Genomic DNA, 11414 nt, shown 5'->3' on the forward strand with positions numbered 1-11414 from the left:
GAGCACCGCCCCCGAAGACAGTCTCGAAAAGGCCGAGCAGACCGCGGTACTGCTCCTGCCGGGCGACCGCCAGGCAACGCCGGCCGAGGTGGACTTCGCCGTGAACACCGCGGTCAGCATCCTCGCTGCTCAGGGGATCACAGTGGAGCGGGACCAAGTGCGGAAGGTGCTCGAGGCCCGGGCTTCCGTGTTCCAGGCCGATTCTTCCGCGATGAAGAACGACGAGGGCCACGTCCCCTGGCTCGCCGACGCGAAGGCCGACCGGAAATGGGACTTCTGGGACCGCTACCGGCGCTACCTCCTGAGCGTCTCCAAGCTTCCGACGCAGGTCGTGCGCCGACTCGACCAGAGCACCGACGACGTCCTCGGCGAGCTGGAAGACCCTCAGCGGGAGGGCACCTGGCGCCGGACCGGGCTCGTGATCGGACAGGTCCAGTCCGGCAAGACAGGGCAGTTCATCGGGCTCGCCGCGAAGGCGGCCGACGCCGGCTACCGGCTCATCGTGGTGTTCGCCGGGATCCACAACGATCTGCGCAGCCAGACCCAGCTCCGTATCGACGAAGGACTCCTCGGGTTCGACACCCAGTACCAGTTCCGCTCGGATGACGACGCGCACCGTCATATCGGTGTCGGCGCGATGTCGCACGGCAAGCGCCTGAAGGCCGCGTCTCTCACCACCAGCCACGAGAAGGGGGACTTCGCCCGGAAGACAGCGATCTCCGCGAACGTCCCGGTGGGCAGCGTCCCGGTGGTCCTCGTGGTCAAGAAGAACCGCCGGATCATCGACAACCTGCGCGACTGGGTGATCGACAACCACGGCGTGGAGGAGCCGGAGACCGGCCGGATGGTCGTTCCCGACCTCCCCTTGTTCGTGATCGACGACGAAGCCGACAACGCCGGGGTGAACACCTCCAAGGACCCCGACACCAACCCGTCGGCGATCAACAAGGCCATCAGGCGGTTGGTCAACAGCTTCACCAAGGCGTCCTACGTCGGCTACACCGCTACTCCCTTCGCGAACATCTACATCAGTCCCGACACCGACCATGACGAGCTGGGCCCCGACCTCTTCCCGGAGAGTTTCATCCGCACTCTGCGTGCACCGTCCAACTACCTCGGTCCGGAGCGTCTCTTCGGTCTGCAGACCGACGGCGACGAGGAGGACATCGAACCGCTGCCGCTCATAAGGCATATCAAGGACACAGACCTCTGGGTGCCGGACAAGCACAAGTCCCACCACCAGGTGCCCGACTTCCTGCCCAAGTCGCTACAGCGTGCCCTCCGGTCCTTCGTCCTGGCCTGCGCGGCACGCCGAGCACGCGGACAGGTCGCCGTACACAACTCCATGCTGGTGCACGTGACCCGCTTCACCGCCGTACAACAGCAGGTCCGCGACCAGATCGACGCCCACGTACGTCTGCTCTTCGACGTTCTCCAGGACAGGTTCAGCAGTGCCCGTGAAGAACTCGAGGAAGAGCTGCAGCTGCTGTGGGAGGAGGACTTCGTCCCCTGCACCGAGAACATGACCGGGAACAGGCTCGATTGGGAGGACGTGGAACCCCATCTCCACGCCGCTCTCGCGAAGATCACCGTCATGGCCGTCAACGGTGCGGCGAAGGATGCCCTCCAGTACTACGAGCGCCGGGAGACCGGCCTGTCGGTCATCGCCGTCGGCGGCGAGAAGCTCTCCCGCGGTCTGACCCTCGAAGGGCTGTCGGTCAGCTACTACCTGCGTGCCTCCAAGACGTACGACACCCTGCTGCAGATGGGCCGCTGGTTCGGCTACCGCCCCCGCTACGAGGACCTGTGCCGGCTGTACACGACACGTACGCTGCAGCGCCAGTACGCAGAGATCACCGCAGCCACCGACGAACTCCGGCGCGACATCGAGGAGATGTCCGCAGTGGGACTCACCCCCCGCGAGTACGGCCTCAAGGTCAGGACCTCGTCGCTCGGCCTGGGCATCACGGCCTCCAACAAGATGAGGCAGGGCACGCGTGTCCGCCTCAGCTACTCCGGTGAGCTTCCCGAGACGACCATCTTCGACCTGTCCGAGAAGGTGGTTCGCCACAACCACGAGCTTCTCGGGTCGTTCATCGCACGCCTCGATGCTCTCTCCTCCGGGAAGGTGGACAAGCGGAGCGGGAGCATCACCTGGGGTGGCATCGCGGCCTCGGATGTCACCGAGGGTTTCCTCGACTCCTACCTCACCGACCGACACGCCCAGCGGGTTCGTCCGGCCTTCATCGCGGAGTATGTACGTCAGTGCGCCAGACAGGGCGAGCTGGGAAACTGGACGATCCGTCTGGCCAGCCGGCTGCCCGAGGGGGAAGCTGCCGAGATCGCGGGCCATTCCGTCGGCCTCATCACGCGCAGCCACTCCAAGTCCTCGGAAGTCGTTCCCGGCCGCTACACGATCAAGCGCGTACTCAGCCCCGCCGACGAGCTCTGCGACCTGACCAAGGAGCAGCGCGACCGTGCGCTGAAGGCCACGAAGGAGGCCGCGAGAGGGAAACTCAACAGGAAGGGCGAACCACTCGACCCCGACACTCCCCGTGGTCGGCCTCTGCGCCACCAGCGTCACCCTGACCAGCCATTGCTACTGCTGTATCCCCTCGACCCTGGCGAGGTGGCCAAGTCGCCGGAGAACTCCAGGCCTGTCGCTCCTCTGGTCGGGTTCGCCATCAGCTTCCCGTTCTCCCAGCACCAGCTGAAGACCGAGTACGTGGTCAACGACATCTGGTTCAAGCAGGACATGGAGTTCGACGACTTCGAGGACGAAGAGTGATCGACGAGAGTGTGTGGCAGGAGCTGGAGACTCGCCAGCAGACCCCGGGCAGGTCCACCAAGCGGCTCCACCCCGACTCCCCGCACGACATCCAGGTGTCGGTGACGCACCCCGCTCTGCGACGGATGCTGCTACTCGGCACCGACGCCAGGACCGCCAACACCGTACGGCAGGAGATTCACGAGCTGCCAGCCACCCGTGGCCTGCAGCTGAACCTGTCGTCGGTGTCCGGCAACCACTACGAGCTCCAAGTCGTGCTCACCGACGACGAACTCACGGAGGTGTTCACTCCCCTCGTCACGGACATCGCGGACGTGGTGCGAGACGCACCGACCACCGAGACGGCGGCGGAGGCCGCGGTTCGCCGCTACGTCCGATGGCAGCAGCTGCTGCGCTCCGTGTCGCGCGAGGGTCTTTCCCGGCAGGCCCGGTGCGGCCTGTTCGGTGAACTCCACTTCCTCCTCGAGTACGTGCTTCCGGCTGTGGACCAGCACACGGCCGTCAGCTCCTGGACCGGCCCCCGGCAGACGAACCAGGACTTCCAGTTGCCCGGTGCCGCGGTCGAGGTGAAGACGACCACAGCCCGTTCACCCCGGACGGTCCAGATCGCGAGCGAGCGGCAGCTGGACACGGCCGACTCGACGCCCCTCGCGCTGGCTCACGTCGTCCTCGACGACCGGCAGCGAGGGCTCGGCAGGAGCCTGAACGCCTTGGTGGGCGAGATACGGGCCCGTCTGACCTCGCCGTCCGCCTCCCAGCGCTTCGAGAGCCTGCTGGTCCAAGCCGGTTACCTGCCGAATCAGCGGGACCTCTACGACCACGATCGCTACACCCTGCGTCGCAGCGAGTTCTGGACGGTCGGGGAGGGTTTCCCCAGAATCGTCGAGGCCGAACTGCCGCTCGGGGTAGGCAACTGCACCTACACCATCGACGTGTCGGCCCTGGCCGCCCACAGCGTGACCGCCGAAGCACTGGTCGATCTGATCCGAGGAACCAATGGCTGAGCACGACCTCTACGAGTACTCACGCGCCCTGGTCACCGACATCCAGGCGCTGGCGGATGCCGAGGGCGGCTCGATCCCGAACACGTTCACTCAGCACGTACTCGAGATCCTCGAGGAAGCCGGTGTCGTCACCGACGCCGCACTCGCGTACCACTCCTCCCGGGGACTGGAGATCTACGGCTACGGTCTGCCCGAGGACGGTTCCAGCCTCGACCTCTACACCACGGACTTCAACCTGACCCCGTTGAGCAGCAAACTGACCAAGTCCGAGTCCGACAGGCTGTTCCGCAGGCTGTTCGCGTTCCTGGGCAAGCACGAGGCCATCCGCCCCAACCAGGAGGACAACACCGATGTTCACGACATGTGCGTGGGTGTGGAGAAGGCGCTGTCCAGCGTTCCGAAGATCCGCCTCTTCCTTCTCAGTAACCGGGTCAGCACGACGAGCGCCCCGGAGCCCAGGGAGTTCGAGGGGATCCCTGTCACGCACGAACTCTGGGACCTTGCGCGGCTCCACAGGCACGAGACCTCCGGGAGCATCGGCGAGCCCATCAAGGTGACCTTCGGCCGGCCCCTTCCCTGCCTGGCAGCACACAGCGACGAGCCGAACTACTCGGTCGTTCTGGCCGTCATCCCCGGCCGACAGCTTGCCGAGCTGTACAAGGAGCACCGGACCCGGCTGCTCGAACTCAACGTCCGGTCCTTCCTCCAGACCCGCGGCGCCGTGAACAAGGGCATCCGCGACACCCTGCTGAACGCTCCGGGCCGCTTCCTCGCCTACAACAACGGCGTGACCGCCACCGCCTCGGACGTGGACTTCGAGACCGACGAGTTCGGCAGTCCCATCGCCATCAGGAGCATGACCGGCCTCCAGATCGTCAACGGCGGTCAGACCACCGCCTCGCTGCACCACGTCCTGACTCGTGACAAGCGGGACCTGGACGGGGTTCATGTGCAGATGAAACTCACGATCGTCGATCCCGCGCACCTGTCCGAGATCGTTCCGAGGATCTCCCAGTACTCCAACACCCAGAACAAGGTGACGTTGGTCGACTTCAGCTCGAACCACGAGTTCCACGTCGCCTTCGAGCGTGTCTCCCGCAGTCTGTGGGCTCCTGCGACCGACGGCAGCGGTCAGGAGACGCGATGGTTCTACGAGCGGGCACGGGGCCAGTACACCGACAAGTCCGCCGAGTACGAGACCCGTGCCGCCCAGCGCAAGTTCAAGCTGATCACGCCGAGCCGGCAGAGGTTCAGCAAGTCCGACCTGGCCACCTTCATACACTCCTGGGAGCAGCTCCCGTACTGGGTGAGTCGCGGCGCCCAGAAGAACTTCGCTCACTTCATGGAGCGGATCGAGAAGTCCGATCCGGTCGTGGACGTGCAGTACTGCAAGCGCGCCATAGCCACCGCCCTCCTGTTCCAGGCTGCCGACCGGATCGCCCGTGCGCACTCGGCCGGCAGCCACAAACGGCTGATCACGACCTACACGGTCGCCCGGCTCTCTCTCGCCGCCGAGAAGCGGATCGACCTCGACCGGATCTGGAACGAGCAGGGCACCACGGACGCCCTGAGGGGCGCCCTCGACGAACTCTGTCCCTTGGTCATGGAGACGGTGATCTCCAGCGACCGACACGTGTCGGAGTGGGCGAAGAAGCCCGACTGCTGGGACGAGGTGTCCCGCATCCCGTGGACTCTCCCCGCCGCGCTGGCCGCCGAGCTCACAGCCGAGCCCTTCGAAATCGCCTCCCTCGAGAGCACCGAGTCCGACGAGGCCGAAGCCGCCGTTGAGGACATCCCCAGCGAGGAGTGGCGGGCTCTCGCGGACTGGGCCCGCGAAGGCCGGGTCCTGCGCTCTGTCGACAGACAGCTCGCCGACCGTGTCGCGCAGCGTCTGTCCCAGGGGCGACGGGTCGTCGGGGCCCAGGCAAGGCAGGCGATGGAGGTCTACGAAGAGGCTCTGCGGCAGGGATTCCACCCCGTACCCGTCAGCCTCGACCAAGAGACTGCATGAGCGCGGCAGTCCCGGAAGAGCTGGGGCTGCCGTTACAGGGTTCCCTCGCCCAGCAGGTCGTTGATCGCGTCTTCTGCACGCCTCAGTGCGATGCGTCCGTCTCCGTCGCTGAACGCGACAAGTGCGGCGCCTGGTGCAATACCGGCTTCGGCCAGCAGGCCGAGTGGCAGCTCGACACGGCCCTGGTCATCGACACGGAGTTCGGCTGGTTCTCGGAGCATGAGGAGAGTGTGGCACTCTCCGTCTCGGAGGGCGTGGAAAGGCTGAAAAGATGATCATGACCGAAGACGGCAGAACGCCGGGGCAGCAGTGGGTCGCCACTCCTGAAGGGGAGCACCTTCGTGGTCGACGGGTGAGGGACACCAAACCCGAGGTCGCTCTCAGGAGGGCAGTGCACCGACTGGGCCTCAGGTTCCGTCTCCAGCGGAAGGTGGCGCCGCGGTGCACGGCTGACTTCGTGCTCCCCGGGCGTCACATTGCCGTTTTCGTAGATGGCTGCTTCTGGCACGGTTGCCCCGATCACACTCCGAAGGAGTTCAGAGGGCCCAATGCCGCACTCTGGCAGAGGAAGATCGAAGCCAACAGAGAACGCGACCGCCGTAACACGGTGCAGGCCACGGCAGCCGGGTGGACCGTGGTTCGGATCTGGGAGTGCGAGATCCGCCGCGACGTGGAGGGTGCCGCACAGCGGGTGGCCGAGACTGCTGGCTCGAACGGCTCGGAGTGACGCCGCCGACCGGTCAGTCCTGAGGGATGGCCAGGGTCAGCTGGTCATAGGGCAGCTCTGGCCGACGAGCACAGTGAGCGACGAGCGGGCACTCCGAGCACCTGGGCTGCTCGTCCCTGCACAGATCCCTACCGATGAGTCGAATCGCACCCATGCGCAGAGGAGCATCCTTGCCTGCGCCCACGAGCTTCACCAGATTCACGCGGCCCTCGCTGAGGCGGTTCGCGTGGTACGTTTCGACACCGTTCACGCGAGCTGCAACCCGCAGCGTGCTCTGGCCGACCAGCATGAGGTCCTCTCCGATCAGCAGTCGGTAGAGGGATGCCTCGGCCGGCTTCATGGCCACCTTGGCGGGTACATCGAAGCGCTTTTTCCACTGCCAGTCGTAAGGCTTGTCCACCAACGGTGCCAAGCGGTCGAGGCGGGAGCGGACAGTCGTCGTGGGCGCCACGTCGATTAGCTTCTTGAACAGTGCCGCGGTGAGTGTCTTCGACCTCTTGACGGTGGTCATCAACTCCGCCATCACGACTGGCTTGATCTTCGCGCCGGAGAGTATGGCTACCACGGCAGCGTGGAGCGGTACCGGCTCCTCACCAGGCAGCTGATACCAGTCACCGCCTTCGCGCCTGCGCTTCGCCCAGTCCGTGAGGTCGTTCCTGACCGCACGCCAGTGGGGCTTGAGACCGACGGGCTCCACCACGTCATCAACCGGCTGGAGTACCTCGGCAGCGGCCTCTCCCAGAAGCGGGGGTACAGCGTTTCCGATCTGCCGGAAGGCGTCGCTCCGGGTGCCGGCAAACCGGAAGTGATCCGGGAACGTCTGCACGCGTGCGGCCTCCCGCACGGTGAGGGTTCGTAGTTGCTCCGGGTGGATGTACCAGTAGCCGTCCTTGGCGATGTGAGCGGTGATCGTACGGCTCAGCTCGTCCCACGCCAGCTTCTTGTACTTGTCCGTGTACTTTTCGGCGCTGTACCGCTGGTACCCCTTCTCGTCCTCGGCCAGCTTCTCCCGAAGCTGGGAGTACTTCGTGTCGGATTCCATGACCTCGAAGATCCGGTGGTCGTCCTTCCGGACCCTCCGGGTCATGTGGTCCCAGACCACACCACGCGGCGCCTTTTCGCGCATCTTCATGGCGAAAGGCGACAGTTTGTGAGGCTTCCGGTACTTCAGTACCCGCTCTCCCACCCGCTCCGTGGGGACGACCTCCAGCTCGGGCAGGTCACCGATGGCGTCGCGCAAGGTGGTGCGCCGGGAGTCGGGCTTCCGCCAGGTGAAGTCGTCGACGTCCTTCCTCGCCAGGAGGATGAGACGCTTCCGGTGTTGCGGGACACCGTAGTTCCACGCGTCAACAAGCCGCACCTGTGTCGCGTAGCCGAGCTCCTCCAGCTCGTCCTCAATCGTCCGGATGACGAAGAAGTCGTCGTGAAGCCCCATGTCGGGGACGTTCTCCATGAGAACCGCCCGCGGACTGATCCGCTTCACCATGTCCAGGTAGGCGCTCCAGAGCTCCTTGCGGCGATCTTCGGGATCGCGGCCATGGTTCTTGACCAGATCACGGATCTTGTTGCGTCCGGCCCTGCTGAAGGGCTGACAGGGAGGCCCCCCAGCCACAAGGTCGATCGCGGCTGGCTTGAGGATTGTTTCAAGCCGGTCGCGATCAGCGGGGTCACCAAGATCCATCTTCAGACTGAGCCCCGGGAAGTTCGCCCTGTGAGTTTCCAGCGCCCGCTCGTCGAAGTCGACGGCTGCTGCTGTAGTCCATCCCGCGCGCTCGAGGCCAGCGCTCAGTCCACCGGCGCCGGAGAAGAGATCGACAGCCAGCCTCTTACCCTTACCGAAGCCCTTCAGCCAGTCCTGGAAGCTGTCAGGGGTGCAGCTGTGATCGTTGGGGTCCAGCTTGAGGTAGTCGCTGCGTTCGAGAGGTACGCCGTAGTGCCCCTGCTTCACAGCACAACCCTTCGTACGCATGACATGAACCGGGACCAGGAGATCACAGAAGCGCTGGTGGAAGCAAGGATTCCAACGAAGTGAACCTGTGGAAACCTGCTGCTCACTCACCGCGCATCCCAGCTACCGCGGATCCTCGGACCCCCCGCACCCCAGGTCCGAGTTGGTGCTCTGTGGACTCTGAGACGACCAATCGTAAACGACTGAGAGATGATGATCCTCATCGGTTCAACGAGGGACTTCAGCAGAGACACAGTTGCCAGGTTTTCCCAGCTCAGCCAGCTGACGTACCAGCTGACCCCTCGGACGGGCAAGCTTGGCTCGTTCCGATGGACATCCGAGAGCAGGACTTGAGTGAGCCCTTCGGAAGCATGCTCACCGCAGGGAGCGCGGGGAAGAAGGAGTCGCGCCGTCGTCGCTCGTTCACTCCGGACCTCAAAGCCGAGGTTGCCGAGCTGTGCCGACGCAAGGACCTCTCGGTCGGCCAAGTTGCCAAGAACCTCGACCTGACCGAGACCACGGTGCGCGGTCGGACCAAGGAGACCGAAGTCGGCTCGAGCAAGCGGGAGAGCCTGACCACCACACCGCTGGCACCCGTCAAACCAGAACAAACTCAGCCAACCACCTACCGGGCAGACTGGCAACGAAACCGGGACCGAAGACAGGCAGCCGTGGTAGTCCTGAAGCCACGCTACTGCGATGAACGGACGACGAGGGGCATGGACATCTCCGATCTTGGGGCACTGGTCATCACACGCCGCAGTGGAAATGAGCCAATAACGGTCGGCGACGCGTCCGTGGGCACACTCGGCGAGTTCTGGAGTTGGGCGTGCTCAGATCTGGCCAACAACACCATGCGCGGCGTCCTGGCCGAGTACCTCGTGGCCACGGCCTTGGGCGCCGCCGCAGGCACCCGCACCGAATGGGACACCGTCGACATCCACACGCCTGAGGGCTGGCGCGTCGAGGTGAAGTCAGCGGCCTACCTCCAGTCGTGGACACAGTCCCGGCTGTCGGACATCTCGTTCTCCATCGCACTGGCATCCGGCTGGGACGCCCGGACCGGTACCGCCTCGGCCGATGTGCTGCGCCGTTCAGACGTGTACGTCTTCTGCCTCCTACACCACCAAGACAAGCAGACCCTCAACCCGCTGAACCTCGACCAGTGGACTTTCCACGTCCTGCCCACCCGCGTACTCGACGAGCGGTGCCCCGACCAGAGAACCATCCGGCTCTCCAGCCTGGAGTTTCTCAGCCCGCTGAAAACCTCGTTCGGCGGCCTGCACGAGGCAGTGGCCGCGTGCGCCGACAGCATCCATGACTCCTGAGCGACCGTGTGCTGCCTGGGCCGCCCCGGTCACGAACAGTTTCGTGTCCACCTCGACGAGCTGCCGGAGACGGCCCTTCCACGGGCGGTGCACTGCCAGGCAGTTCAAGGGTGTCCATCACTTGGAGGTCACCCTTCCGACACGATGCCGAGGTTTCCATGCTGGGAGCCGTCTGGGAGCCGACCTGCTCCCCAGACCCCTCCCAGACCACCCGAGAGCAACCGTGCCTCCCTCTCTGACCTGCTGAAACGTCATCGCGGCCGGTAAGATCAACAACCGGACCTCGTTCGGGACGAAGAGGTCTTGGGTTCAAATCCCGCCACCCCGACAGAGAAACACCAGATCAGGGGCCTGATCCGCACAGCGGATCAGGCCCCTGACGCGTTCCCGGGCCCGCTTGGGAGCCGTTTCGGAGCCAGGCTCCTGATCCAACTCCCGGAAGCACGGTGAGGCGGGCATCCGCAAGCAGGACCCACGTGATCATGTGACCGACTCTCACCCGGGATGACCTACTCCGACAGGTAAAAGTGAACCGCTCCGGGAATAGCGGGTCCGGCCGGCACTGTTGCATCGGCCGAGTGATCGGCGCCGCACGGGCGGGGAACTTCGGAGACCACGAGGTCGTCTACCCCGGCAGGATCCGGGCCCGGGATCGCGGTACGCCCGCCGCGCACTCGGACCAAGACGTGTTTCCGCAGGAGGACTGCTTGATGACTGACCGGCCCTTGACGCTCATGGCGGTGCACGCCCACCCCGACGACGAGGCCACCGGAACCGGAGGGGTCCTCGCGCGGTACGCGGCGGAAGGCATCCGCACGGTTCTCGTGACGTGTACCGACGGCGGTTGCGGTGACGGAGCGGGGGGTGTCAAGCCGGGCGACCCCGGGCACGATCCGGCGGCCGTCGCGTTGATGCGCCGTCAAGAACTCAAGGTGAGCTGTGACGTCCTGAAGGTCAGCAATCTGGAGATGCTGGACTATGCCGACTCCGGGATGATGGGGTGGCCGAGCAACGACGCCCCCGGATCCTTCTGGCAGACCCCCGTGGAGGAAGGCGCGGCCCGACTCGCGGAACTCATGCGGCACTACCGACCTGATGTGGTCGTCACCTACGACGAGAACGGCTTCTACGGCCACCCCGACCACATCCAGGCCCACCGCATCACGATGGCGGCGCTGGAGATGACCACGCTGACACCGAAGGTGTACTGGACCACGGCGCCCCGCTCGATGATGCAGCGGTTCGGCGAGATCATGCGCGAGTTCCATCCGGACATGCCGGAGCCGGATCCTGCCGAGGCCGCCGCGATGGCCGAGATCGGCCTCCCCGACGACGAGATCACCACGTGGGTGGACACCACCGCGTTCAGCGGCCAGAAGTTCGACGCGCTGGCCGCGCACGCCAGTCAGGGCGAGAACATCTTCTTCCTCAGGATGGGCAAGGAGAGGTTCGGCGAGTTGATGGGCACGGAGACCTTCGTACGTGTCCAGGACGCCACCGGCGAGGCCGTACCCGAGAACGATCTCTTCGCCGGACTGCGCTGATCCACTCATCCGGGGCGGAGCCCTGGAGAGCTCGGCCGGCGCCAGCCAGTGCGGAATCAGCCCG

The 11414-nt window shown here is 65.2% G+C and carries 8 protein-coding genes; 7 read left to right on the plus strand and 1 reads right to left on the minus strand.

Annotated elements, in window-relative coordinates:
* The first annotated feature begins 211 nt into the window (after window positions 1-211).
* From V1L54_RS18965 to V1L54_RS18985, 5 genes are read left to right on the plus strand one after another with little or no spacing between them, the layout of a single operon-like run.
* Window positions 212-2788 carry a Z1 domain-containing protein gene (locus tag V1L54_RS18965; protein WP_330119233.1) on the plus strand — a complete coding sequence of 859 codons (2577 nt, stop codon included), beginning with the start codon at window positions 212-214 and terminating at the stop codon, window positions 2786-2788.
* Window positions 2785-3792, plus strand: a complete 1008-nt coding sequence (locus V1L54_RS18970) for a PD-(D/E)XK motif protein (RefSeq protein WP_330119234.1) — start codon at window positions 2785-2787, stop codon at window positions 3790-3792. The genes V1L54_RS18965 and V1L54_RS18970 overlap by 4 nt, the downstream gene beginning before the upstream one ends.
* Window positions 3785-5803 carry an AIPR family protein gene (locus V1L54_RS18975; protein WP_330119235.1) on the plus strand — a complete coding sequence of 673 codons (2019 nt, stop codon included), beginning with the start codon at window positions 3785-3787 and terminating at the stop codon, window positions 5801-5803. Before V1L54_RS18970 ends, V1L54_RS18975 begins: the two co-directional genes overlap by 8 nt.
* Complete coding sequence (locus V1L54_RS18980) at window positions 5800-6078, plus strand: hypothetical protein (RefSeq protein ID WP_330119236.1); 279 nt, start codon at window positions 5800-5802, stop codon at window positions 6076-6078. Before V1L54_RS18975 ends, V1L54_RS18980 begins: the two co-directional genes overlap by 4 nt.
* Window positions 6075-6530, plus strand: coding sequence for a very short patch repair endonuclease (locus V1L54_RS18985; protein WP_330119237.1), 456 nt, complete (start codon window positions 6075-6077; stop codon window positions 6528-6530). Before V1L54_RS18980 ends, V1L54_RS18985 begins: the two co-directional genes overlap by 4 nt.
* A gap of 13 nt (window positions 6531-6543) precedes the next feature.
* Here V1L54_RS18985 and V1L54_RS18990 read toward each other — a convergent pair whose 3' ends face one another.
* The gene (locus V1L54_RS18990; RefSeq protein ID WP_330119238.1) at window positions 6544-8478 is read right to left on the minus strand and encodes a DNA cytosine methyltransferase; all 1935 of its coding nucleotides are present in this window, start codon (window positions 8476-8478) and stop codon (window positions 6544-6546) included.
* A gap of 329 nt (window positions 8479-8807) precedes the next feature.
* On the opposite strand from V1L54_RS18990, the gene V1L54_RS18995 reads away from it, so the two are divergent.
* Together V1L54_RS18995 and V1L54_RS19000 are read left to right on the plus strand one after the other, a co-directional pair.
* Window positions 8808-9806 (plus strand): helix-turn-helix domain-containing protein, encoded by a 999-nt coding sequence (locus tag V1L54_RS18995; RefSeq protein ID WP_330119239.1) that lies wholly within the window; start codon window positions 8808-8810, stop codon window positions 9804-9806.
* Between the two features lie 710 nt (window positions 9807-10516).
* Window positions 10517-11350, plus strand: a complete 834-nt coding sequence (locus V1L54_RS19000; protein ID WP_330119240.1) for a PIG-L family deacetylase — start codon at window positions 10517-10519, stop codon at window positions 11348-11350.
* The last annotated feature ends 64 nt before the right edge of the window (window positions 11351-11414 follow it).

This window comes from Streptomyces rubellus (assembly GCF_036323805.1).
Taxonomy (GTDB): domain Bacteria; phylum Actinomycetota; class Actinomycetes; order Streptomycetales; family Streptomycetaceae; genus Streptomyces.

Bases quoted from the DNA above. Each gene is read 5' to 3' on its own strand.
- V1L54_RS18965 (WP_330119233.1), top strand. From the start codon at position 212: ATGAAGAACGACGAGGGCCACGTCCCCTGGCTCGCCGACGCGAAGGCC.
- V1L54_RS18975 (WP_330119235.1), top strand. From the start codon at position 3,785: ATGGCTGAGCACGACCTCTACGAGTACTCACGCGCCCTGGTCACCGAC.
- V1L54_RS18980 (WP_330119236.1), top strand. From the start codon at position 5,800: ATGAGCGCGGCAGTCCCGGAAGAGCTGGGGCTGCCGTTACAGGGTTCC.
- V1L54_RS18985 (WP_330119237.1), top strand. From the start codon at position 6,075: ATGATCATGACCGAAGACGGCAGAACGCCGGGGCAGCAGTGGGTCGCC.
- V1L54_RS18995 (WP_330119239.1), top strand. From the start codon at position 8,808: ATGGACATCCGAGAGCAGGACTTGAGTGAGCCCTTCGGAAGCATGCTC.
- V1L54_RS19000 (WP_330119240.1), top strand. From the start codon at position 10,517: ATGACTGACCGGCCCTTGACGCTCATGGCGGTGCACGCCCACCCCGAC.